Raw genomic sequence first — 24,801 nt, 5'->3', positions numbered from 1 at the left:
CGTGCCCTTGAACCTGAAACCGGGATACGGAGCACGGTTGACGAGCTATAGAAAGCTGATCTGGTCCTATCGATGGTCTTATCTGTTTATTGCGCCATTCGTCATCTGCTTTACGTTGTTTATTTTGGTTCCGATTATCGTGGCGATTCTGCTGAGCTTTACGTACTTCAATGGGCTGCAGCCGCCGCGCTTCGTCGGTTGGCAAAACTTTCTGTATTTGCTGTCGCAAGACTTGATCTTTCTGAAGCACGCGCTGCCGAATACAATCAAGTTCGCCATTCTTGTCGGGCCGGGAGGCTATATCGCCTCCTTCCTGCTCGCCTGGCTCATTTCGCAGCTGCCGGGGTTTTCACGAACCGTTTACGCGCTCATCATATATAGCCCTTCGCTCGTGGCGGGTCCGGCGCTTGCCGCCATCTGGCTCCCGCTGCTAAACGGCGACCGGATCGGCTACCTGAACAGCATTCTTCTGCAGCTTGGCTTTATCGACAAACCTGTTCTTTGGGTCACCGACGTCAAATATTTAATGGGCTCGATGGTTGCCGTTACGCTATGGGCCAGTATGGGAATCGGCTTTCTCGCTCAGCTTGCGGGTATTCTGAACGTCAACAAAGAGCTGTACGAAGCCGGTCGCATCGACGGGATCAAGAGCAGACTGCAAGAAATCTGGTATGTTACGATTCCGTCCATGAAGCCGCAAATGCTGTTCAGCGCGGTGCTGGCGATTGTGGGCACGTTTAAAGCAGGCGAGATCGGAGCGACTTTATCGGGAACGACTCCGACGCCGCAATACGCAGGACATGTCCTTATGAGCCATATTAGCGATTACGGGGATATCCGGTTCGAACTGGGGTACGCGTCGGCGATCTCGCTGTTCCTGCTGATCATGATGTATGCGGCGAACAAGCTCAGTCACCGATTATTCGGAAGTCGAGGTGATGAGTAAATGGCTGTCAGCGCAACCAACCCGGTAAAACGTCTCTGGATATCGATGCGGATCAAGCGGAAAAACAAGCTGAATCGGATCGACGGCTTTCAAAAAGTGCTGTATCTCATCCTGTCGCTGCTCGCGATTTTTATGCTCATCCCGCTGGTGTTTATATTCTCGCACTCCTTGAAGCCTTTCCATGAGCTGTTTGTTTATCCGCCGCGCATTTACGTAGTGGAACCGACGCTGCAAAATTTTATCGAATTGTTCACGCTGTCCAGCAACTCCGCCGTGCCGGTTACCCGGTATTTGTTCAACAGCGTCGCGGCGACGGCGCTCACCGTGATCGGCGTCGTCGTCGTCAGCGCCATGTGCGCTTATCCCTTGTCCAAGCACAAGTTTCCTGGGCATAACTTCTTGTTCGCGACGATCATTCTCACCCTGATGTTCGCGAGCGAGACCGTAGGGATTCCGCGCTATCTCGTTGTATCGAAGCTCGGCATCATGAACAGCTATCTCGGGCATCTGCTTCCTTACCTGGCGGCTCCGGTCAGCGTGTTCCTGATGAAGCAGTTCGTCGACCAGGTGCCGAACGAGCTGCTGGAGGCGGCCAAGATGGACGGCGCCCGCGAGTGGACCATTTTCTACAAAATCATCATCCCGATGATTATGCCCGCCGTCGCTACGGTGGCGATCTTGACGTTCCAGAGCGCCTGGGGCAATATCGAGCCGTCCCGCTTGTTCATGCAGGACGAAGCGATGAAGACGTTCCCGTTTTTCCTCCAGACCATTTTGGGCGGGGCGGCGAACCAGGTAGCGAGACAAGGCGCGGCGGCGGCGGCAACGCTCGTCCTTTTCCTGCCTAACCTGCTGTTCTTCTTGTTCTACCAACGGAAAGTCATCGCCACGATGGCGCATTCCGGCATTAAATAAGGACTATGTTCGGCACAAGAAACAGAAAAGGCTGAGTGAAACGGAACAAGGAACATACATGGCTGGCGAGTTTTGGCTTTGCGTTTCCACAACCCGAAGGCCCATACAATCAAGGAAACGTAAAACAAGATGTCTGAAGCGGGCCATGTATGTCCTTGTGCAGTGCAACGTGCCTTCTGAAGCTTTTGTGCCGAATATATAGACGGATTCGGAGGTCTGACCATGAACCTGAACAAAAAACGGCGGCTCCTGATGCTTCTCGTCCTGATTTTCGCCGTTTCCGCCGCGGCTATGCCGATGACCGCATTCGCGGAAGTGCCGTACTGGACGAACTCGAAGGAGAAGCAAGGGCGCCTGATCTGGACGCAGCCGGCGTACACGCCGGTCGGCATGTTCGGCAAAGATTTAACCGTGCCGGATAAAGACAAACCCGGAGCTGTCAAAGCTTCGCCGCTGCAAAACCCGAAGGATCTTTTTATCGACAAAAGCGATAACATCTACGTGGCCGATACCGGCAATAACCGGATCGTGCAATTCGACGCGAGCGGCAAATGGATTCGTTACATCCAGGTTACGGTAAACGATAAACCGCTGAGCAAGCCCGAAGGCGTATTCGTCACAGACGACGGCATCGTCTACATCGCCGACACCGGCAACCAGCGGATTGTGCGCGTGAATAAGGACGGAACGGTGAAGGCGTACGGCAGACCGTCTTCCCGCTTCATTCCGGAGTCGTTCAAATACGATCCGACCCGGCTCGTCGTCGATAAACGCGGCTTTCTGTACATCGCCGTACTCGGCGGCTACCAGGGGCTGCTGCAGCTCGATCCGGAAGGTAACTTCCAAAGCTTCTACGGAGCCAACGCAACCATATTCTCACCGCTGGACGCGATGAAACGGATGCTCTATACGAAAGAGATGTACGCGAACGAGATCAGCAAGCTCCCCGGCGCCATCAGCAGCGTGGCGGTGGACGACGACGGCTTCCTGTACACGACTACGTCCGGGCAGGGCATCAAAAGCAATCAGATCAAAAAGCTGAGCATCCGCGGCATGAACCTGCTCAAGAGCGATACGAACGTATACGGCGAAGTCCGGAGAATGGACGTTAAGTTTGCTACCAGCGGTCAAGTTTCGCCGCAGCTGGTCGACCTGGCCGTCGACTCGAATGGCAACATCACAGCAATCGACTCTTCCTATAACTATATCAATCAGTACGACGCAAACGGAAACCTGCTGTTCTTCTGGGCAGGCCCTTCCTCGGCTAGCGCCACACAGCTCGGGCTGATGAAAAGTCCGGTCGCCATCGACGCCAGCTCGCGAAACGACCTGTATTTGCTGGACGGCCAGGAAGGCGTCGTGCAAATGTTCAGACTGTCGGAATTCGGCCAAAAAGTGAACGAGGCGAACAAGCTGACGCTTGCCGGTCGTTACGAAGAAAGCGAAGGCCCGTGGCGCGAGGTGCTCCGTCTGAACGCCAACTTCTCGCCGGCCATACTCGGTCTCGCCAAAGCCGCCTACAAGCAGGGCAACTATGAGGAAGCCCGCGATTTGTTCAAACGCGCCGAAGACCACAAAGGATTTTCCAATGCGTTTTGGCAAATCCGGCTGAATTGGTTCCAGAAACATTTCTCGCTGCTGGCTACCAGCGCGCTCGTTCTCGTCATCGGACTTGCCTTGTTCGAACGGCTAACCCGCAAAACCAAATGGCGGTACGCCTGGAAGCACCGCAAACGGTCGCAAAACTCGGCCGCCGTGCAGTTCCGCCATATGTTCTACATGCTGAAGCATCCGATCGACGGCTTCACCGCTCTGCGTTACGAGAACAAAGGAAGCTATTGGAGCGCGTTTGCCGTCCTGGCCTGCGCTTACGCGGCTCTGCTCATTATGCGGCTGTACACCAGCTTTTCGTTTAATATGACCGACCTGCACCGGTTTCAAATGTTCTCGCATTTTGCGCAGTTCGCGCTGATCTGGCTCGGCTGGGTCGTCTCGAACTACCTGGTCAGCTCGATTTATCGCGGCGAAGGCCGCTTCAAGGATGTGTTCATCGGCAGCGCATACGCCCTTATGCCGGTTATCCTGATCGGCATCCCGCTTGCGGTCATTTCCAACATGATGACGAATTCCGAACTGGCGATTTACGATTTTATCCTTAACATGATGTATCTGTGGGCAGGTCTTATGTTTTTCTGGAAAGTCCAATCGCTGCAAAACTACTCGGTCGGAGAAACGATCGTCAACCTGGCGCTGTCCATCGTGACGTTCCTCATCCTCGCCGTGCTCCTGCTCGTTATTTTGGGCCTTAGCAGCGATTTGAAGGACTTCCTGAATGAAGTTTACCAGGAGGTGAGGCTGCGGTGACGATGATCAAACGCATACCGGCAACGGCTTGGATCGTTGCCGCTCTAATCGCGGCGCTCGCTGTATTCGTTCTGCCTCGCATCGAAACGGGCATGCTTGACAAACAGGCGGCGGCTGCGACTGCCGCGGCGGCTCCCGGAGCCGTGAAGGTCGACAAGGGACCTGCCGAGCTGCCGAACGAAGCCGCTATGAAGTCGATCGCCCAAACGCCGCAGCTGGAGCTGAAAATGGATGAGGCGACCGGACATTTCGCGGTTATCGACAAACGCAACGGCAACATATGGCGTTCTTACCCGAGCCCGGAGCAATGGGCGAATGAAACGCAGGAAGGCCAGTGGCGGGTGCATCTTCGTTCCCCCGTTATGTTCCGCTACATCGATCTGTCCGGCAAGCCGTCTCCGCCAAAAGACTCCAGCCTGCTGGAAGAACGCGGGGCAGTCAAGGACGTCGCCGTGATCGACGGCGGCTTCCGTTTAACGTTTGATATGCCATCGAAGGAAATTTCGATTCCAATCGAAGTAAAGGTGGACGGCGATTCCGTAGTCACCAAAATTATCGATTCCGGCATCAAGGAAGGCAAGCTTAGCCTCCTCTGGGTCCGCTTGTATCCATTCTTCGGAGCGGAGCGTTCCGAAGGCCAGGAAGGCTACTTGTTCGTGCCGGACGGCTCCGGCGCCCTTATTCCTTACGAGCAGCACAGCACGAACGTCAACCGGATTTACCAGGAGCCGATTTACGGCCAGGACTTGTCGTTTAAAGTGAACAGCGAGCCGAACTCCCGCCATCAGGTTGTGATGCCTGTATACGGCGCGAAATCGCAAGAACGCGCTTATCTCGCCATCGTCGAAGACGGCGCCGAGCAGGCTGAGATTGTCGGCTCGCCATCGGGCGTATTCAGTGGATACAACTGGATCACCGCCCAGCAAAACTACCGTTCCACGTATTTGCAAGTAACGAACGAAGCGAAGGGGCGAGCCTTTACCACTTATAACAAGAAAGAACGGTTCACAGGCGACCGCGCCGTCCGCTACGTGCTTCTGGATAAGCCGAAAGCCGGTTACGTCGGCATGGCGGAACGTTATCGCGAATATTTGATGCAAACGCATGGCCTGAAGTCCCTTTCGCCCAAGAGCGACAAAATGCCGCTGCTCCTCAACATCATCGGCGGCGTCCAGGAGGACGGCTTGCTCAAGGACCGCTACTTGCGGACGACGACAACCTCGGACGCGATGAAAATGGTGCAGCGGCTGTACGGCCTCGGAATCGATAATATGGTCGTCAACTATCTCGGCTGGCAGGAAGACGGCTACGACGCCCAGGGCGCTCCGCTCCGGGTCGACAACCGGCTCGGTGGCGCGGAAGGGATGAAACAGCTTACCCAATACGCCCGTACGCTGGATATTCCGGTCTACTTGAATACGAACTATACTTACCATTCAATAGACGCCGGCAAGTTCAACCGGAACCGTCACGGTCTGCGAGATCTCGGCGGCACGGTAATGGGCCAGCTCGTCAGCATGGGCTTCCTCGCTCCGCTGCTCGACCGCGAGATCGCTTATATCAAAGGGCTTGGCGCAAACGGCATTACGGCGGAAGGACTCGGAGCCGCCGTGTTCAGTGACTATAACACGAATTACCCGGCAAGCCGGGAGGAAAACCGCAAGCTTCAGCAGTCGTTCCTGCAAAAATTCCGTGACGGCGGCCTTGACGTACGCGGTGCGAACACGCCGTTCGGAGCGCATACGAACTTTTTCGCCGTGCCGCATGTCAGCGCGATCGACGGCCTGGTCGACGACTATTCGTTCGACTCGTTCTCGGCTGCGGCGATCCCGTTCGCGCAAATTTCGCTGCACGGACTTGTCTCCTATACCTCGTTCGCAGCCAACAATCGCGACGAATACCGGAAACAGTTTCTGCGCGATCTGGAATTCGGTTCGGCGCCATCGTTCCTGTTCTTGTATGAGAACGCCGATCGGTTCAAATACGCTAACACCGGCATCCACCCTTACAGTCCGGATTATCGCGATTGGGAGGCGGAAGCGGTCAAGGAATATCAGAAAATGAATGAGGCACTCGGCGACGTGCAGGACAAATTTATCGTCAACCACCGCGAGCTGGCGCCGGAAGTGAAGGAAACGACTTATGCAGGCGGCAAGCGGATCATCGTAAACTACGGTACAGAGCCGTACCAGAACGGCGGCATAACCGTTCAACCGCTTGATTATTTGATCGTGAAGGGAGGGACGACGCCATGACCGCCAACAAGAAACGAATAGCAGCGAGTCATCTCCGCAAGATTGAAGGTTCGATATTCATTGCGCCCTGGATACTCGGCTTTTTGATCTTTATGGCATTCCCTCTCGGCTATTCGCTCTATATGAGCTTCCATCAGGTTCGTATCCTGGGTACCGGGGTCGAAAGCATTCCTGTCGGGCTGAAATATTACAAGTATATCCTGCTTGAGAACGGCGACATTTTGTACAATCAGCTCTTCCCGTTCTTGCGCCAAGCGCTCATGATGATCCCGATCATCCTTGTGTTCTCGCTGCTCGTCGCCATCATGCTGAATCAGAAGTTCCCGGGAAGATCGATCTTCCGTTCGATCTTCTTCCTGCCCGTCATCTTTACGACCGGGCAGGTCGTACGGGAATTTATCACACAGGGGGAAGGCGATCTCGGCTTTCTCGGGCGCTACAACCTCACCGCTCTCGTCCAGCAAAACCTGACGGGCGCATGGGCCGCGCCGATCGTAGCCGTTATGGGCTCGTTCGTCCTGATCCTGTGGTACTCCGGCGTGCAGATTTTGATCTTCCTTGCCGGACGCCAGACGATCGGCAGCTCGGTTTATGAAGCGGCGCGGATCGATGGCGCCACTCCCTGGGAAGTGTTCTGGAAAATTACGCTGCCGGGCATGACACCGTTTATTTTGCTCAATCTGATTTACACGACCGTCGACTTGTTCACGTTCCCGACGAACCCGATTCTGACCCAGGTTTCAACGTCGAGCTACGGTCAGTCCAGCGCGCTCGCATGGATCTATTTCGTCATCATTTTGCTCTTCCTGGGTATCATCATCGGTATTTTCAATAAAGTGAACAAAGCGGCGGACACCCGTTGACGAAGAGAGGAGAACTACGATGATCAAACTGTCGGCGGCCTTCAAGGAAAAACGCTACGAGCGATTGAACTGGAGATCCGGACTTACCAAAGCCCGTTATGCAGTGCTTGGCAAGGAGGCGGACAAGGGCCTCATTTTCCGGCTGTTTCTGTACTTGATCTTGATCGATGTCGCTTACATTTACTTAAACCCGATCTTGTTCATGATCGCTACGATGGTGAAAAACTCGTCGGATCTGCTTGACCCTGCAGTCAGTTGGGTGCCGCGAGCGATTTACACCGGTGTCCTTCAGGACGCCTGGGTGAAGCTGAGATATCCGACCGCGATCTCGGTGAGCCTGCTCATGTCGCTTACCGTGGCGCTCTTACAGACGGTGTCATGCGCAGTAGCCGGCTACGCATTCGCCCGGCTTGAATTCCCGTTCAAAAAGTTTTGGTTTTTCTGTCTCATCCTGACGTTTATCGTCCCGACGCAGGTCGTCGTCCTGCCGAATCTGATCGCGGCCAGCCAACTGAAGCTTATGAATTCGTACTTCCCTATCATTCTTCCCGCCTTATTCGGACACGGGCTTAAAGGCGCCTTGTTCGTCATCATTTATCGTCAGTTTTTTTCCACGCAGCCTAAAGAGCTGGAGGAAGCGGCGAAAATCGACGGCGCCAACGTCTTCAAAATTTTCTTCCGAGTCATGCTTCCGCTGGCAAAACCGGCTATTCTCGTCGTCTTCCTGTTCTCCTTCGTATGGACCTGGAACGACTACTACTTGCCGAGCATGTACTTGACCGGCGTGAAGGAGTATCTCCCGCTTTCGATGGGTATCTCGCAAATCGCAGCAGCGCTTCAGCAAAATGCGAACGAATCCGGACCATCGATCTTTGACGAGCCGACCAAGATGGCGACATCCTTCCTGATCATCTTGCCCCCGCTGATCCTCTACATGTTCACACAGCGCTGGTTCGTGGAAGGCGTTGAGCGTACGGGGTTGGTTGAATAGTCAAACTGCGGCGCCGGCACAATTGCATCGATCCACTCGATTTCCACGGCAGGATTTTCAGATCCTGCCGTGGAAATTGTTTTATTGTCAAAAGAATTTGAGGAGAGGATGCCCGTTGCATATACTGATTGTTGAAGACGAACCCAAAATCCGCGACGTGCTGATCGCCTACTTGAAGAAAGAAGGCTGGACAACCGATTATACCTCGAACGGAATCGAGGCGGTTCAGAAGTTCGATTGTGTTCAGCACGATCTGATCATTCTCGACCTGATGCTGGAAGGAATACCTGGCGAGCAGGTATGCGCCCGCATCCGCGAGAAATCGAACGTCCCGATCATTATGCTCACCTCCAAATCCCGAGAAATCGATACGATCAACGGCCTGAATCTGGGCGCTGACGATTATGTCGTCAAACCGTTCCGGGCGAAGGAACTGATCGCCCGCATTCACGCTTTGTTCCGCCGTATTGCGCCAGCCAAGCCCGCGCCCGACGGGGAGAGAATCGTCCGGTTCAACGGCGGCAAGCTGATCGTCGACACCGATACCCGCGAAGTGATGACGGACAGAGGGCTCGTGCAGCTGACATCCACCGAGTTCAAGCTGCTTTCCGTTCTGATCCGCAAGCCCGGCAGAGCATTCAGCCGCAACGATCTTTCCTATATCGTTCAAGGGTATCGCTTTCAGGGAGACGGGCGGGCCATCGACACCCATGTCAAAAATTTGCGCAAAAAAATCGAGCCCGACCCGGCAAACCCGCAATACGTCGTCACCGTCGTCGGCTCCGGATATAAATTTTCGCTGCAGCCGGATAATGCCGGGATATGAGAAAACTATTTCCGATTTTCCGCAAAATGAGCTTTATTTTATTTGCCAGCTTCTTGATCTATTCGATCGGCATCGTGCTGCTAATTTCGTTCGTCAACAATACGAATTGGCAAAGCTTGTTCACGCGGTTTCAAGCGACGCAGATCGCCAAAAACAGCTACCTCGTCATGGACGACATGCGGGAATACGGCATCGTCGGCGGCCCGCTCACGAACGAGCAGCGTTTATGGCTGCAGCGCCGCTCCGCCCTGTACGGCATCCTGCTTCGCTTCGAAAGCGCGGACCGCAAGGAAGTATGGTTCGATACGTATATCAAGGCCGATCTCCCGGTGTCCGGCAAATCGATAGAATCGCCCTACACCGCGCACGGCGACGTGCAAGGCTATTTGCGCATGGAGTATATAGAAAGCAACAAAGAACTGGAGCCCGCTTACAAGGAATTTATGGAATCGATTTCGTTCCGCTCCAAGCTGCTGTTGAGCGGCGTTGTCGCGCTCTCCATCCTGCTCAGTTACTTCATTTCGCGCGGGCTGACCAGACGGCTGAGCGATGTGTTCCGTATGGCGGACGAGATCGGTAAAGGCAACCGTGACGTCTCCCCGCCGCTTAAAGGCCCGGAGGAAGTCCGGCGCCTGGCCGCGACGCTGCACGGGATGACCAAAGAGTTGAAGAAACAGGAGGATTGGCGACACGCCTTAATGGAGGATTTGACGCATGAGCTGCGTACGCCGCTCACTACCTTGCAAACGCAAATCGAAGCGATCGTTGACGGCGTATACGAGCCGGAGCCGAGCCGGCTTCAGGACATTTATGACGAGCTAATCCGGCTGTCGCGCCTTGTCAACGACCTGGAGCGGCTCTCCGAAGCGGAAAGCGCGCGCTTCTCGTTAAACATCCGCCGGACGAACATGGTCGATCTCGCCAGAACGGTTCATTCCCACTTTATGTCACTTGCCAAAAGCAAACAAATCAAGCTTACATTCGAGCCCGCGTACGTTCCCTGCTACGCCGAGGTGGACAAAGACAAAATCGTTCAGGTGTTGTCCAACCTCATAGCCAATGCAATCAAGTATACGCCGGAGCGCGGCAAGGTGGCGATAGCCGTCTCCTGGAACGTCGACAGCACATTATTCGTGGTCGAAGACAACGGCATCGGCATCGGCGAGCAAGATTTGCCTTACATCTTCAATCGGCTGTACCGGGCAGACAAGTCCCGCTCCCGCTTCAGCGGCGGCGTCGGCCTCGGGCTCAGCATCGCCAAAGCGCTGACCGAGGCGCACAACGGCACGATCGAAGCGGCAAGCAAGCTCGGAGCAGGCTCGCGGTTCACCGTCATTTTGCCAAACAAGTCAGACCCGTATCGGGGGGAGCGGATATGAGTCTGTTTGCGGCACAGCGAACGGGGCCCTATGATTTTCATCCGACGGAGGGGGCGCGTCCGCTCCTTCCGAGCTATTGGGCGAGCTTGGATGGAAAGGAACTCGGTTGCTCATCGGCGGGAACGGGCAGCGAGACAACATCGGCTATCCGATGTCGGTGCCTTCGTTCCGGTACACTGGCGAAGAAATCCAATCGGCGAGCTGGAGCGAGGCCGCAGAGAGAGGCCGGATCCGGCTCGATCTGGCCGCTGCTTATCCGGATGAGGCGGGAATAGCGGTCTACACGCGCGAATTCTTCGTGGAGAAAGGAAAGCCGATCCGCATGCGGGACTATATCGTTCTGGACGAACCGCAACAGTTAACCTGGCTGTTTCAAACGAAGCGGGAGAATGGCTTGCGGACCGAGGTGCGGCGCGGCGAGCTTGGCGGCGCCGAAACAATGCGAACGCGCTGGATGCGTCGGGGGCAGGCGGCCTTGTGCTGACTTGTCATGCGCCGGAACTGACCTTGAATGTCTCGGTCGCGGAAGCTCCGGTCGTCTAGTCGTATGTCAGCACGAACGATTTCAAACCGTTCGATAAGATACGTTATAAATCGGCTAATGCGGTAAGGGCGGCCGTGGCGGACTTTATGCTCACCCCTGTACTTTAAAAACATATTGTTTACAGAATAAATCAAGGAGCAGTTGCTGCGGCAAACTGCTCCTTGATTCGTTCCACAATCGTTCTGCATCAGGATTCATTCATTGTCCACGACATAATCAAAACCAGGGGGGAGAAGTAAGCGGTAATCGTCGAACGGTTTTTTGCTTCTAACCTAACTGCAATTTGCGTTCCTCGAGCCTTTGACGCACATGCATGCAGTTGATTACTTTTTCCATGAGATCCTGCGCCGTATAGAAGTAGTGATTGCTCGCCTCGAAGCCGATACGGGAATCGTTCCGGACGATATCGTACAACTCTTTGGCCAGTTCGATCTCCTCTTCGATAATGACGTAAAGCTGAGCTTTGATGGCTTGGAATTGCGGTTCGTCTATGGCGGTATCCAGCTTATCCCTTAGTCTTACAAATTTCGTTTGCAAATGCGAAGTTTTAAAATGGCAGTAAGCCGCCTTTACCACATGCAACAAATCGAAGAATGCGGCCTTCTTCCTGCTGTCCGAGCAGTCGATGAGCGGTTCCGCTTCCTGAAGAATACCGATACCCCGTTTCCAGCCGTCGGCAACCTTTTGAAATTGTTCCTCGAATATTTCCTCCGGATAGATGGATCGCCATCTCTTCAGATCGTCGTAGGGAATGCCGACCATGGTGGCGGCCATGCCTGTCGGCTTGTCGTACAGCAAATTGGCCGGCCCTATATTTTGCGGTGCGGTGTAGGCAACGCCAACGTCGAAAGGAAACTGCCCGAATGCGCTGCTGAATGCGCTCCAAGCTTCCCTGACGACGGCGCCTGCTTCTGCGCCGAATACTTTGCCGGCGACAAGCTCGGGCCCATTGACGCTCGATTGTTCCGTGTCCCAGTAATATTGGGAAGCGAACTCCAAATTCAAGGAAGGGTAGCCGCCGAGCGTCCAACTGAGCATTAGTCCGCTTACGCCCGACTTTTGCAGGTTGTTTAAATGCCGCTCCAGCAGATCCATAGTAGGCAAGTAAGGAACGGATGCGCATTCCCAGGTGATATTGAACTGCACCTTGGCTACAGTGGACAAACCTCTTTGCCTTGCCTTGCTCCAAATGCGCAATGATTTCTCGCTGGGGCCCACTTGCGAAATGGAGTAGTCGACTACATGTCCTTCGACGCCGCCGATATTCGTAATCAGGCCTTCCTCGCTGTTGCTCATCACGCTTACGCGATCGGGCAGCAAACCGATGGCTTCATCTATCGTTTCGGGGCTCCATCCGAGCCATTTCGTCCATCCCCAAGTCCAGCATAAGATTCTGGCGTTGGGCGCCACGCTATGCGCAGCTTCGGCAATGATCCGGTTGACCTCCGATGCGACCTCATGTGGCGATCGGCTTGCGCAGCGCGGACAATTCGTGTTTCCGCCGCCGGCTCGGGAAAAGCAATTCGTCAAATTTTCTGACATGGTAATCGTGAAGAGGCCGGCGAGCTTCGGAACTTCCGTAAACAACCGCGCCGTACCCGTTCTGAGATAGTCTTGAACTTCCGGATGCGAAGTGCAAAGCGATGCATCCTCAAGATCGGCATGTCCTTTCCAATCCGGGACTTTCTCGAAAAATGGCAAAGGCATCGCACGCGGCTCGTTATAGTATAAGTAGATGCCGATTCCGTAGTCCGCCGCGCGGTCGACGAGTCTCTTTAAGCCTTCAATGCGCTTCTCCCAATCGACGGATAACTCCGGCGCGCGTTCGAAAGGAACCAGCTTATAAAGTAAGGCCTGCAGCCAAACGCCGTTAACGCCCAGCTTGGAAAGCTGCGACAGCAGCTCTTCCGGATAAGGGTCGATGTCGGCGTCCAGCAGCGGATCTCCGTATACGGCGAAGTAGGAATACACATAGCGCAGATCGAAGCGGGTGTTGCGCACGGTTGATTTAGGCTCGAGATAAGGCGCGTTGCGCTCTTCCATCTTTTTTTGCAGCCAGTTCAAGCCTCTTAGCAGCCCGACTTCGTCGACGGCCTGGATATCGATGCGTTCTGCGCTCACCCGGATACGATGGCTCTCGGACAATAAAGCGGAATCGGGCTTAATGGATAGCGAGAGGATCCGCTGAGGGACGTCGTCGATGCCGCGTTGAACGGCTGTGTTTGCACCGACTTGGGCGCCGGAGCAAGGAACGGGCGAAACGGATAACCGGATTCCCCATACCGCTTCATGTTCGGCTACAAAGCGGCGCGCAAATGTTTCGACCCTTTCCCGCCCTTCGGGATAGACGATCGTCCATTCATTGCTCAACAGCACTTCGTCGGGATTTGCCGAAACTGTCCACGGCTCAGCGGATTTGTTATCGGATGTAAAGTTATTCAAGAAATCAAAAGGCTTGATCGGACTTTCGTCCCGGCTATCCGGAAAATGGGCATCGATCGTCTCGCGTATTTCCCGGGTACGAAGCACCTCTTCCCGTGTAAGCGGTATGTAAGCGACCGGCTCGACCGCAGGCTTTACATTGCCCAATTTGACCCAAAGAAAATCGTCCTCTTTGAGCGCATAAGCAAGCATGTCGGGACTCCAACCGAGCAGCTCCAGCAGCTGATTGTAGGGCAGAATATGCCAATTGGTACGTATGATCGTAATATACCCGCGGATCAGCCATTGTTCGTCGATGCGGGGAGGAACGCGAAGACCCATATCCCGCGCAAGCGTAAGCACATTTTCTTCCGTCGTTTTGAGAATCTTGGCCAATCTGTCCAGCGGAACAAGCTCCCAATTGCGCCATACCACCGTTTGCTGAACGGTTGGAAAATGGGGGAGACTCAGCGGTTCGACATCTTTGTTTTCTGCATAGCCGGGATACAACATAGTTACCTCCGCGTATGTTTAATATTGAATACACTTTATATTATATATAATATTTATTATAGCAAATAGTTTATTGTTTGAACAATAGGTTACAAAGAAAAGACGGTACGGCTGCGGGCTGTACCGTTATTCCATTAAACAATCGCAGTTGAGGCTTAAAGCCAGTTCGTCAGGAAGTCGTTTAACACGGTAAACGAAAAGTTGACGTCCCAAGACAGGACGTCAGCTTTTGATTTTGCTGTCGAATTCAGATTAAAGCTATCTTCCCATCTGATGATGCCGCTTATACTCTCCGGGCGTCATTCCCGTCACCTTCTTGAACATCCGAATGAAGGAATTGACATTGACGATGCCGACTTGTTCGGCGATATGCTGAATTATATGGTCGGACTCCACCAGCAAAACGTTGGCTTTGCGGATGCGCAGTTCGGTCAATTAGTCGGAGAAGTTCATCCCGGTTTTCTCCTTGAAATATTTCGAGAAATAGTTCGCGGACATGTTGATTTTTTTGGCCGTCATCTCCAGCGAAATGTCTTCTCCGCAATGGTTTTCCATGTAGTCCGTCACAAACCGGATCGCCGGATCGCTGCCTTCCTTCTTGTCCTGGATCATCCGCAAAGCTTCCGTCAGAAACCACTCGCAAAAATCCGCAAACTCCTCCGGCGTAAAACATTCCTTGATTCGCTGATAGGGAAAATGGCGCTCAAGCATTTCGCCGATGTCCAGGTTCATGGCGATCAGCACTTTCACCGTCTTGGCGACGATCTCTTTCGCAAAATCGACATATTGACCTGCCGACGCTTTAATTAAAGGGGGTGGCCGGGATACAATAGCTGGCTTCCTCGCTGAAGTTGGCGACATTCCGCCAGTACCGTCATCCCAAGCAGATCATTAAGCTCGCAGGGCTGAATCTAAAAGAAAACACATCAGGTAAACACAAAGGGCAGACCAAGATTACGAAGAGGGGCAGGAAGCGACTTCGTGCCTTGCTTTTCCGTGTGATGATGCCACTCGTAGCGAAGAATGGAGCGTTTAAAGCTTTGCACGAGTATTACACCAGGCGGCCGGATACTCCACTGAAAAAAATGCAATCGCTCATTGCGCCGTGTAACAAGCTCATTCGGATTATGTTTGGCATCATGAAAAAAGGCCATGAATTCAGCGAAGAAAAAATGATGCAGGATATCCCTCGATATATAGAAGCACCATTAGCAGCTTAAATGCAGTAGCATCTTCTTAGAAATTGAAGTCGTAACAAACAACAGACAACGAAAGCACGGATGAGTCGGAACAGCACTATTCATACGGACGAAGATCCTGTCGGGCAGCATATCTGACCTCCACCTCATGGACAGGTTGAATGAAGGAATGTGGGAGCGTAGACTCTGTGAGACATGGGAGGGTTGACCACCATGAGAAAGTGTGGAGATCCATAAGTGCAACCATACTTTACCGGAGTAACCACTTTTTACAGAGAAGTGGACAAGGTGAGGATGTTTTTGCGCTTTCCGCAGTCCCACAATATTCTTCAGTTTCAATTTGATTCCATGAATAAGTTGTCTTTTAACGATGCAACAAGGTCAAATTCTAAGAAAACATGAGTATCTAAGAGTAAAGCGATTCTCCATAGAGGGAGGATAGTTTAAGATCATGTGCGGTAAACCGTATCACAGTAACGGCAACGTTTTTTATAAAGTTTGGGAGGATTTTCTCTCGCCTGCACCATACCGTTGTACACAAAAAGGCCCCAAAATGGCAAGGGCCTTAGTCTTGTCTATACGTATACCGCTTTTTGGAACCAAACGTGCCTTCTTCGTAGGTATCAGAAGTTTTCTAAAACAATTTTACCAATAGACCGTCCATTTTCCAACTTCTCATGTGCTAAACGCAGGTTTGCTGCATTAATGGGTTCTAGTCGTTCGTTTAGTGTAGTTTTTAATTTTCTATCATCGATTAAGTCTGCCAGGTCATTCAGCAATTCGTGTTGTTTTATCATGTCCTCGGTATGAAACAATGGCCGTGTAAACATGAACTCCCATACAAACGTTACACTTTTAGAAAACAGCAAGTCCATTTTCAAGCTTCCTGCCCAGGTAGCCTTATCTGTAGGAACGATACAGCAAATTTTACCTTGGGGGGTAATGGCCTCCGACATATTCGCTAGATGTTGTACAGTATCATTCAAGCAGAAAATATAATCTACAGTATCTATACCAAATTCCTTGAGCTGAGGTTGGAAAGGGTTGTTGTGGTTTATGATAAAATCTGCACCTAATCTCTTGACCCATTGAGTTGACTCCGGACGCGAAGCAGTACCGATGACTGTCAAACCTGCTAATTTGGCAAGTTGAACGGCAATCGATCCTACTCCTCCAGCTGCGCCGATAATAAGTATACTTTTGTTTTCATTTGTGTTTAGGCTAATTCCTAAACGATCAAATAGGCCCTCCCATGCCGTTATCGAGGTAAGCGGCAATGCGGCGGAGGCGGCGAAATCCAAACTTCTTGGCATTTTTCCTACAATTCGTTCATCAACCAAGTGAAATTCGCTATTAGTGCCTGGTCGAGCCACACTGCCCGCATAATAGATCTTGTCCCCTGGTTTAAACAATTGACAGTCAGGACCGACTTGTTCTACGATTCCAGCAGCATCCCAACCAAGAATTTTCGGTGATTCGGCTTGGTAGTTATGTTTTTCGCGAACGCCTACGTCTGCAGGGTTGACAGAGATAGCTTTTACATTTACAAGCAAATCGCGGCCTGTAGGTTCCGGTTTATCCAAATACAGATCAATAAGGCTTTCCGGATCAGATATTGGGAGGTATCGGTAAGCACCGATTGCTTTCATCTTTTGGCGAGTATTCATAGGTATCCCATCCTCTCAAATAGCAAATGTTGTACATGTAGCATTGTATATCAGTTAGATTACTTTAAGTAAGTACGCATATTTTTATGGTATAGTATTAAAAATCAAACCTTTGGGAGGATAAGCTGATGGGAGACCGAAGAAACAAATATGGAATGCGTCCAGATATGCAAGCATGTCCGGTTGAAACAACGCTGGATGTTATAGGAGGAAAGTGGAAGGGGATCATTCTCTATCAGCTCCTGGACGGAACGAAAAGATTCAATGAATTCAGGCGCCTCAATCCAGGAATTACGCAGTTTATGCTCACATTGCAGTTAAGAGAGCTTGAACGGGACGGCATCATTCATCGAGAAATATATAAAGAGGTTCCGCCAAGAGTGGAATACTCCCTTACTGATTTCGGAAGGACTGTGGAACCGGTGATTATGTCTATGAAAGCATGGGGGGAGTCTTATAAAGTGCGGCTTGATGAAAATCGCACGATACAAGTGGAGGATAGTTAAATCATTACGCTAAACATTCCTGTATAGGCTAAGAAATGGGCTTTGTCAAAAAAGGAGCGCCTCGGTATGATGGGTTTGTCGACGGGTAAATACCCAACACCATCAAGGAGGCGCTCTTATTATGAAGTTTAAGCAATCAGACGGACAAAATCAACGTATTGAACGAATTACCACTTCCCATCTTGTTGTGGGTATCGATATGGCAAAGGAAACTCACGTAGCTCAAGCTACGAATTATCGTGGAATCGTCCTCACTAGTCAGCATCTTTCGTTCAAAAACACTCTCCAAGGATTTGAAAAATTGCAGCGCTGGATAGATGCCTTGCAACAAAAACACCGGCTAAAAAACATCCTAATTGGCATGGAGCCGACGGGGTATTACTGGTATAGTTTGGCCAACTGGCTTGTTGAGAAAGGCGTAAATGTTGTTTTAGTCAACCCTGCAACAACGAAACGAAACAAAGAGAACCGAGATAATTGTCCTTCCAAGAGTGACCCAAAAGATGCTCTTGTTATTGCAGATGTTGTCAGCCGCGGCTACTATTATGAATACATCCGACAAGCAACTCATTTTCAACGGTTACGCACGATAATGAGCGATAGGGAATTTTGGGTCACAAATAGTGTTCGGATGCAGAATCGGATTGTTCGCTGGTTGGATATTCGCTTCCCTGAGTATGCCTCGGTATTTAAAGATTGGACCTGTCCGCGATCCATAGCGACACTCAAAGAGTTCCCATCCCCGTTTGATCTAAAAGGCCAATCTACGGCAGAGGTTATTACAGGTTGGAGAAAATATATGAAACGAGCTGGCGGTCAACGGGCATTCTGAAGGCAGCTGAACTACTCTCTAAAGCGGCACAAAGCGTGGGAGAGTCTGTAGCACTCAGTGAAGCCAGACAGGATCTACAACGCTTATTAGAAGAGTACGAGCGCATTGCTGGTATATTGGATCAGATTGAGCAAGAAATTGCAACTTTACTCGGCGAGATTCCAATTACTAGCCAGCTTCGCTCCGTTAAAGGTCTAGGGACGATCTATATCGCAGCAATTCTGGCTGGTACGGGCGATTTGAAACAGTATGTTCACGGGCGTCAGTTGCTATGGAAAGCTGGTTTAAACCTGGCAGAGAGCATGTCGGGAAAGCGCAAGGGCCAGATCGTACTTTCCAAACGAGGAGATTCCACACTGCGAAAATATATGTATCTGGCTACCCTTACATTAGTGGGAACAAACCCTGTCTTTCGGCAATTGCATGAAAATAATGTACAAGCTAAACGTATGAGTAAACAGCAATACATATTCAAACTGCTTGGAAAACTGGCGCGAATCTTAGTCGGAATGGTACAGCACGATGAATCGTTTACACCTGAAAAAACGGTCCTCACATACATTCAGGCTGCCTGCCATTTTCGAAGTAACGTAAATTGATTCATTCGCAGGATTTTGAAAAAAGAAAGCACGGAGGACCGAGTTCGTACCCGAAAAGGGCACAGACCCATCCGCTAAACGCTATCGGTCTCCACACCTTGGAAAGGTGTAACGAAGGAATGTAAGGGCATCGACCCGTAGAGCCTTGGGATGGTCAATCTCCAGGGAATTGTGGAGTATGCGTGCAGTAGATATTTAAATGGGGAAATGTTCCAGATGTTTCTTCTATTCCCGCATGCCTCGAAAGGGCACCTTGCGGTCGCAACAACTTAATATCCTTACTACCACTGTATTCCAAAGTGATGAAATCCTGCGAATGATTGAGTTTATGTGAGATAAATCCTTAATACTGAGGGACGGGTACGATAGTATATTTTTTGGAGGATTTCATGAAATTATTGAACTGGCGTTTCGATGATGATCCACTGGGTCCTTCAGATGAATGGAATTGGGTCGAGGTTATCATGACTTTTGAAGATGGAAGCAAGCGGTGGAGTATCTTATACACACCTGACAGGCTAAAAAATAATCTTTCACATAAGAATATCAACCCCCCAGGATTGTTCTTCAAACATATGATAATTGTACGGAGTTATGTTGTAGACGATATTGAGCGAACATTAAGGTATTTAGAGTGTGAAAATGAGTTGTTCTATGCATCAAAGCCACTGAACTAACGGGCACGTTTGCTCAATAAACTTCTACGAGGCTGCCGTGTAGAAAATTCGGCAGCCTCGCTCAGTTAGACGAGCAGGAATACGCAGTACTGTTTAGGAGGATTACCATGAGAAGTGTGACGGTTGTAGAATACGACCCTAAATGGGTTAAGATGTTTGAAGCACTACGGGATTTTGTGGCTCCATCCATAAGCGATATTGTTTTGACAATAGATCATGTCGGGAGTACGTCCGTTCCAGGGTTACCCGCCAAGCCAATTGTTGATATGGACGTTGTGGTGGCTACACGTGACGATGTTCAGATAGCTATTGAAAAGCTAGCTGCCCTGGGTTACGTACATGAAGGTGATTTTGGAATTGAAGGTCGTGAAGCTTTCGTTCCTCCTAGCGGAGTACCTTGGCATCATCTTTACGTTTGTACGGTCGATAACGCTGAATATAAACGCCATATCATGTTCCGTGATTATTTGAGAAGCCATGCTCAAGAAGCTGAAGAGTACGGTAAAATAAAGTTAAAGCTGGCACAACAATTTCACAATGACCGCAAGGCTTATACCAATGCAAAAACCGATTTTGTAGAAGGAATACTTACACGTACCGGGTGGAAATAAAAGCAAGATACCGTTCAGCTAACGGGTGAACGGGCAGAATACTTATAATCAAAAATTACCACCTATAAACCAAGATTAAAGTGTAAATTGTTATCTGATAGAGGTATGCCTATTTGAAACATAAATAACAGAAATAATTCAAAAAAGGAGGGATCGAAGACTGATGAACATCGCAGGTATCCGATACGAACACTTCAGCGGAAAAGATTATAATGTCACAAGAGAATTATTAAGCTTAGACGTCGACGCGAGTGAAGACATCCTTCGGGTGCTTGCTGAAAATCCAGAATTGTTTATTACCGCGTATATTGAGAATAAGCTTGTTGCATTGGCTCAAGTGAACGAGCCTGCATCTCAGTCCTATTTAACGGTGTTTGTTGCTCCACAGTTTCGCAGGCATGGAATTGGTGCGGCAACGGTAAAATATGCTGAAACCAAATTGCGGGCGGGCGGAACCCAAAAAGTAAGGAGTTCCTTTCGTGCTGGTCATCAATCATCTCTTGCGTTTGCGCACAAGCTCGGTTATGACAAATACTTTTCGTCGGCTTTAATGCAGCTAACCGGAGACCCCTTTCTACTGGAGGAGCTTCCGGTGAGGCAGTATAAGGACGATGATTATCTTGCCAGTCATGCGTTGTACGCTACAGCTTTTCATGAAATGCGTGTCCGGGTAGGGTGCTTTCCCGATTCTGTGATTGCCAAGCCCAGTGAAAAAGAGCGAAGAGAATGGAAAGAAGATGCGGAAACCCGCTATGTCTACGAAGTAAATGGGGAAATCGTCGCTTATAGCCACCTTTCTGGAAATGAAATCAACAGTATTTCCGTCCGTACAGACTTTCAGGGGCTTGGGATCGGAAGAAAGTTTGTTATGTATTTATGCAACGAAATCTATCAACGCGGCAGTGCGGAAGTTGACCTTTGGTGTGTTGTCGGGAACTATGCCAGAAATCTGTATGACAGCCTTGGTTTTAAAGAAAAATATATTATGGAATTCATGCGGAAAACGCTGTGATTTTGCTGTATTCCCTTGTCTCTACACACAATGGTGTACGAACGAGTTGTAGTTGAACTCCCTCGGTACGCTTGTTCAATAAACTACACCACGAGGCTGCCGGCATGATCAGCAGCCTTGTTCTCACCTAACGGGCAGTATACTGTAATACAACCAAGTGATAAAATTGCTGTAAAAAGACTTGAAAAGGATTAGTGAGAAATGGAAAACAATCCGTTACTGACTAAAGTTTTACCTTCTTTAGCACATAGAATTAAAGAGTTTTTTATTAGTAATTCTCGGCTTGAATTAGCAATTCAAGTTGATGACCTTAGAATCAAAGAGATGTGTGAGTGTGGAGAACCTGATTGTGGTTCTTTTTACCTTACACAATATATAGATAATGAGAAGAAACTTGAAGGTTTTGCTTTTGAGGGAATAGGAACAATCGAAGTATGTGAGGGCAAAATAAGCTTTATTGAAATCTTTTCAAGTAAAATCGGTAACGAAATTCATACGAAATTAAGAGCTATCTTGTTAAGCTAAACGGAGAACGATAGTTCGATGGCCATGAAATTGAATTCATTTAATCAATGCATGTTCGAAGTTGCCGATAAGGTAGCTTTGTTTATTTTTTTGGCTAAGATGTATGTATCGAAAGGGGCATAAGGCAAATGAAGAATAACAAACCAGTAAAGTTGAACGATCTAATCGGAGAAATTGAAATCCAAATTGATGATACATTTACATTTATAAACACTAAATCAGGGGAAGTTTTTACACTAACAAGAGAAGAAATTGGAGCTGCTGAAGATGATAAGCCACTTGATAAATTTCCCGAATGGCAAAGGGAGAATATTGAAAAAGCCATAAGCGTTATTGAGGATGAAAATGGGATTTACGTTGATTTCACATTTAGAAATGACTATAACGAATATGAAATCATGGAGGAGTTTATTGGGACTCTAGAAGATCAAAACATTCGTAAAGACCTTTATGATGCCATTCAAGGAAGAGGAGCATATCGAAGATTTAAAGATGGAATATTAGAGCATGGTATCGTTAAAAATTGGTACAATTTCAAAGAAAGTAAGATTAAAGAATTAGTTATTGATTGGTGTAAAGACCACGATATTGAAATCCAGGAATAAGAACGAGCCCAAATCTTACGCTATGGGTGTATAAATATACGCTGGTTATGCTATACCAGCTAATAGGCCGTCAATATTTAATCATTAATGAACGAAATGAAGGATGGTATACTCATAAAAGGGGACAACAAATAACCGTCCCGCATTATATGGGAAGGTTTCCCCCAATGGCTAAGGGTTGCTAATTCAGACTAAGCGAAGAGCTTCTTTCTTAGTTAAGATGGCACGTATGGCCCTCGTATTCGATCGTCACTTCTGTAATGTCCGAAGGGGCATAGACCACCTGAACGGTTCGACCGATGAACAGGATGCCGACCTTGTATTTTTTGCCCATGAAGCGATGCAGCCGGCTTTGTTCACCCTCCGATCCTCGCAGTGGAGAAACGCATTTGCGAGAAGTTCAGGCGGGGCGAACCGCAGCGTTTTCGTGTCACTCCGAAAAGCCGGTTCCGGCTTCTTCTCTTCCAGGGCGGAATGCGGCTATTCTAGTGGCATATTTAGAGCCAAGCCTGAAACCACATGTTGAACTGACCCAGCGTTTGCGGCTTCTCAAGCTGCACCCCGCTCAGGAATCCTTGCACAACGCCGTTTAGACGTTCGACCTTGCCTTTTGACTCCGAAGAGAACGGTTTCGCAAAAAGAAGGCGAATCCCAGATGTGCATGTTTGAAGTTTATGCTGAAGCCAAAAGATAAAGGTAGAAAACCGGCGGCAATGTCCATCTCTATTCGTTTGAATATACTCGTTATGATACCTATGTTAATCTATGCCTAAATACATTTGCAACTTAATTAGCATGTTACGCAATAGTGTAAATCTAATACTAAACTACCTGTAGCGCTTGCTTCAGGTAGTACTCCTGTAAGACTTTCGATTGTAATGGTTCTCAAATCTTCAACGAAGATATTTTCCGAACGACCAGGTGTAACAACGATGGGTGATACCACCGTGCCCATGAGTCGGACTGATTGGAGGGGGATTTTCTTGTCGTTGTACTGAAGAGGAGCAAAGGGTAAGGGACAAGCATTCCAAAAAACATGTTGCAAAACTAATGGTATTAGTTATAATAAAACTAATGATATTAGTTTTAATGCTAACAGCGATAATGAATGGGAGAGGGTAACATGAGAACGATAGTGGAGAGTACGGTTTACCAATTGACGTTTATGCCCCGGTTCTTTCCGGTTAACTGTTATATCGTCGAGGAGGAGGACGGCTTGACGCTGATCGATGCCGCACTCCCGTATAGCGTCAAAGGTATTTTGCGGGCGGCTGAGAAAATCGGGAAACCGATTACGCGTATCGTGCTGACCCACGCGCATGGCGACCATGTCGGCGCGCTCGATGGACTTAAGCAAACGCTGCCGAATGCCACCGTACACATATCGGAGCGCGACGCTCGTCTGCTGAGCGGCGATACGTCGCTCGACCCGAACGAACCGGAAACGCCGATACGCGGCGACGTACCCAAAAAGGTGCAAACGCGCGCGGAAGTATTGCTGCATGACGGCGATCGCATCGGCTCGCTGCTCGCCATAGCAGCGCCGGGCCACACGCCGGGTTCGATGGCTTTTCTCGATACCCGTAACGGCGCCATGATCGCGGGCGATGCCTTTCAAACTCGGGGCGGGATGGCGGTATCGGGACAATTTCGCCCATGGTTCCCTTTCCCCGCAATGGCTACCTGGAGCAAGGATATCGCGCTCGAAAGCGCCCGCAAGCTGAGAGATCTTCGTCCGACGCTGCTAGCCGTCGGTCACGGACGGATGCTGAAGCAGCCGGGGGCCAAGATGGACCGTGCCGTCAAGGAAGCGGAACGTAAGCTAGTCAAAACCAACATCGCAAAGGAGCTATGAACCATGTCGCCAAGAATCGGTCTTGATTTGCCGACGATCGTGCAGGCTGCAGCGGAGATTGCCGATACGAAAGGAATCTCTGAGGTAACGCTCGCATCTTTGGCGCAAAAGCTGAGCGTACGTTCACCGTCTCTATACAATCATGTAAACGGATTGCCGGGACTGCGAAACAAGCTGGCCATTTACGGTCTGACGAAATTGAACGGGGAATTGACGCGCGCAGCGGTCGGGAAGTCCGGCGACGATGCGGTTCGCGCCTTTGCGAATGCCTATATCGCCTTCGCGCGTTCCCATCCGGGCTTGTATGAATCGACGCTGCTGCCTCCGGACGCCGCGGATCCGGAGTATGTGCAAATCGGCACGGAGTCTGTCGAGATCGTCCTGCGCGTGCTGCAGGAATACGATTTGATGGACGATGCCGCGCTTCATGCCGTTAGAGGCTTACGGAGCGTGCTGCACGGTTTTGCTTCGCTGGAGCAAAAGGGGGGCTTCGGACTGCCCTTGAGCTTGGATGTGACGCTGCAAATGTTAATCGATACGTTTCTTGCAGGAATGCGTGCAATGACTGCTGCCCCCGATACCCGCCGGTGATGGCGAAGGAGATGACGGAGATGAGTTTCATCGTGTTTCTTTTGTTGTTTACGATAGGCTGCGGCTGGCTGGATGCCAAATTACGCCGCGCGAATGGAAAGGGGT

At 50.3% G+C, this 24,801-nt stretch carries 22 protein-coding genes and 2 pseudogenes; 19 read left to right on the top strand and 5 right to left on the bottom strand.

Annotated features, from left to right (window positions below):
• The first annotated feature begins 1 nt into the window (after window position 1).
• The 9 genes from ACKGJP_RS21300 (at window position 2) to ACKGJP_RS21260 (ending at window position 11,023) form a co-directional block, all read left to right on the top strand.
• Window positions 2-946, top strand: coding sequence for a carbohydrate ABC transporter permease (locus ACKGJP_RS21300; protein WP_409347223.1), 945 nt, complete (start codon window positions 2-4; stop codon window positions 944-946).
• A complete protein-coding gene (locus ACKGJP_RS21295; protein ID WP_409340810.1) occupies window positions 947-1,861 on the top strand; it encodes a carbohydrate ABC transporter permease in 915 nt (304 codons plus the stop codon).
• 222 nt (window positions 1,862-2,083) lie between these two features.
• A complete protein-coding gene (locus tag ACKGJP_RS21290) occupies window positions 2,084-4,225 on the top strand; it encodes a YIP1 family protein (protein WP_409340809.1) in 2,142 nt (713 codons plus the stop codon).
• A gap of 2 nt (window positions 4,226-4,227) precedes the next feature.
• Window positions 4,228-6,480 (top strand): DUF5696 domain-containing protein, encoded by a 2,253-nt coding sequence (locus tag ACKGJP_RS21285; protein ID WP_409347222.1) that lies wholly within the window; start codon window positions 4,228-4,230, stop codon window positions 6,478-6,480.
• Window positions 6,477-7,343, top strand: a complete 867-nt coding sequence (locus tag ACKGJP_RS21280) for a carbohydrate ABC transporter permease (protein ID WP_409340808.1) — start codon at window positions 6,477-6,479, stop codon at window positions 7,341-7,343. The genes ACKGJP_RS21285 and ACKGJP_RS21280 overlap by 4 nt, the downstream gene beginning before the upstream one ends.
• 19 nt (window positions 7,344-7,362) lie before the next feature.
• Window positions 7,363-8,334: a carbohydrate ABC transporter permease gene (locus ACKGJP_RS21275; RefSeq protein WP_409340807.1), complete on the top strand. Its 972-nt coding sequence runs from the start codon at window positions 7,363-7,365 to the stop codon at window positions 8,332-8,334.
• Window positions 8,335-8,449: 115 nt separating this feature from the next.
• Complete coding sequence (locus tag ACKGJP_RS21270) at window positions 8,450-9,160, top strand: response regulator (RefSeq protein WP_409340806.1); 711 nt, start codon at window positions 8,450-8,452, stop codon at window positions 9,158-9,160.
• Window positions 9,157-10,539 carry a sensor histidine kinase gene (locus ACKGJP_RS21265; RefSeq protein WP_409340805.1) on the top strand — a complete coding sequence of 461 codons (1,383 nt, stop codon included), beginning with the start codon at window positions 9,157-9,159 and terminating at the stop codon, window positions 10,537-10,539. Before ACKGJP_RS21270 ends, ACKGJP_RS21265 begins: the two co-directional genes overlap by 4 nt.
• 106 nt (window positions 10,540-10,645) lie before the next feature.
• Window positions 10,646-11,023 carry a hypothetical protein gene (locus tag ACKGJP_RS21260; RefSeq protein ID WP_409340804.1) on the top strand — a complete coding sequence of 126 codons (378 nt, stop codon included), beginning with the start codon at window positions 10,646-10,648 and terminating at the stop codon, window positions 11,021-11,023.
• 327 nt (window positions 11,024-11,350) lie between these two features.
• Here ACKGJP_RS21260 and ACKGJP_RS21255 read toward each other — a convergent pair whose 3' ends face one another.
• The 3 genes from ACKGJP_RS21255 to ACKGJP_RS21245 all read right to left on the bottom strand — a co-directional run bounded on the left by ACKGJP_RS21255 (window position 11,351) and on the right by ACKGJP_RS21245 (window position 14,878).
• On the bottom strand, window positions 11,351-14,017 hold the full coding sequence (locus ACKGJP_RS21255; RefSeq protein ID WP_409340803.1) for a hypothetical protein: 2,667 nt from the start codon (window positions 14,015-14,017) through the stop codon (window positions 11,351-11,353).
• 258 nt (window positions 14,018-14,275) lie between these two features.
• Entirely contained in the window at window positions 14,276-14,452 is a 177-nt protein-coding gene (locus ACKGJP_RS21250; protein WP_409340802.1) for a helix-turn-helix domain-containing protein, read from the bottom strand.
• Entirely contained in the window at window positions 14,453-14,878 is a 426-nt protein-coding gene (locus tag ACKGJP_RS21245; RefSeq protein ID WP_409340801.1) for a hypothetical protein, read from the bottom strand. It lies immediately after the preceding gene.
• On the opposite strand from ACKGJP_RS21245, the pseudogene ACKGJP_RS21240 reads away from it, so the two are divergent.
• A pseudogene (locus ACKGJP_RS21240) lies at window positions 14,823-15,237 on the top strand (transposase); the annotation flags it as partial. The gene ACKGJP_RS21245 and the pseudogene ACKGJP_RS21240 sit on opposite strands and share 56 nt — an antisense overlap.
• Window positions 15,238-15,839: 602 nt before the next feature.
• On the opposite strand, the gene ACKGJP_RS21235 reads toward ACKGJP_RS21240, so the two are convergent.
• The gene (locus ACKGJP_RS21235; RefSeq protein ID WP_409340800.1) at window positions 15,840-16,883 is read right to left on the bottom strand and encodes a zinc-binding alcohol dehydrogenase family protein; all 1,044 of its coding nucleotides are present in this window, start codon (window positions 16,881-16,883) and stop codon (window positions 15,840-15,842) included.
• A 128-nt stretch (window positions 16,884-17,011) separates the two neighbouring features.
• On the opposite strand from ACKGJP_RS21235, the gene ACKGJP_RS21230 reads away from it, so the two are divergent.
• From ACKGJP_RS21230 to ACKGJP_RS21200, 7 genes and pseudogenes are all read left to right on the top strand, one after another.
• Window positions 17,012-17,389 carry a winged helix-turn-helix transcriptional regulator gene (locus ACKGJP_RS21230; RefSeq protein WP_409340799.1) on the top strand — a complete coding sequence of 126 codons (378 nt, stop codon included), beginning with the start codon at window positions 17,012-17,014 and terminating at the stop codon, window positions 17,387-17,389.
• A 121-nt stretch (window positions 17,390-17,510) separates the two neighbouring features.
• A pseudogene (locus ACKGJP_RS21225) lies at window positions 17,511-18,820 on the top strand (IS110 family transposase).
• Between the two features lie 389 nt (window positions 18,821-19,209).
• Window positions 19,210-19,497 carry a hypothetical protein gene (locus ACKGJP_RS21220; RefSeq protein WP_409340798.1) on the top strand — a complete coding sequence of 96 codons (288 nt, stop codon included), beginning with the start codon at window positions 19,210-19,212 and terminating at the stop codon, window positions 19,495-19,497.
• Between the two features lie 107 nt (window positions 19,498-19,604).
• Window positions 19,605-20,108 carry a GrpB family protein gene (locus ACKGJP_RS21215; RefSeq protein ID WP_409340797.1) on the top strand — a complete coding sequence of 168 codons (504 nt, stop codon included), beginning with the start codon at window positions 19,605-19,607 and terminating at the stop codon, window positions 20,106-20,108.
• Between the two features lie 163 nt (window positions 20,109-20,271).
• A complete protein-coding gene (locus tag ACKGJP_RS21210) occupies window positions 20,272-21,120 on the top strand; it encodes a GNAT family N-acetyltransferase (RefSeq protein WP_409340796.1) in 849 nt (282 codons plus the stop codon).
• 201 nt (window positions 21,121-21,321) lie between these two features.
• On the top strand, window positions 21,322-21,645 hold the full coding sequence (locus ACKGJP_RS21205) for a hypothetical protein (protein WP_409340795.1): 324 nt from the start codon (window positions 21,322-21,324) through the stop codon (window positions 21,643-21,645).
• 128 nt (window positions 21,646-21,773) lie between these two features.
• Complete coding sequence (locus ACKGJP_RS21200) at window positions 21,774-22,250, top strand: UPF0158 family protein (protein WP_409340794.1); 477 nt, start codon at window positions 21,774-21,776, stop codon at window positions 22,248-22,250.
• A 211-nt stretch (window positions 22,251-22,461) separates the two neighbouring features.
• On the opposite strand, the gene ACKGJP_RS21195 is transcribed toward ACKGJP_RS21200, so the two are convergent.
• On the bottom strand, window positions 22,462-22,584 hold the full coding sequence (locus tag ACKGJP_RS21195) for a hypothetical protein (RefSeq protein ID WP_409340793.1): 123 nt from the start codon (window positions 22,582-22,584) through the stop codon (window positions 22,462-22,464).
• Window positions 22,585-23,373: 789 nt separating this feature from the next.
• Here ACKGJP_RS21195 and ACKGJP_RS21190 point away from each other — a divergent pair.
• The gene (locus tag ACKGJP_RS21190; RefSeq protein ID WP_409340792.1) at window positions 23,374-24,105 is read left to right on the top strand and encodes an MBL fold metallo-hydrolase; all 732 of its coding nucleotides are present in this window, start codon (window positions 23,374-23,376) and stop codon (window positions 24,103-24,105) included.
• Window positions 24,106-24,108: 3 nt separating this feature from the next.
• The gene (locus ACKGJP_RS21185; protein WP_409340791.1) at window positions 24,109-24,696 is read left to right on the top strand and encodes a WHG domain-containing protein; all 588 of its coding nucleotides are present in this window, start codon (window positions 24,109-24,111) and stop codon (window positions 24,694-24,696) included.
• Window positions 24,697-24,801 lie beyond the last annotated feature (105 nt).

Source organism: Paenibacillus litoralis, assembly GCF_046244365.1.
In the GTDB taxonomy this organism is placed as follows: Bacteria; Bacillota; Bacilli; order Paenibacillales; family NBRC-103111; genus Paenibacillus_V.
The sequence above is the reverse complement of the archived record's forward strand: the minus strand, read 5'-3'. Positions and strand labels throughout refer to the sequence as shown.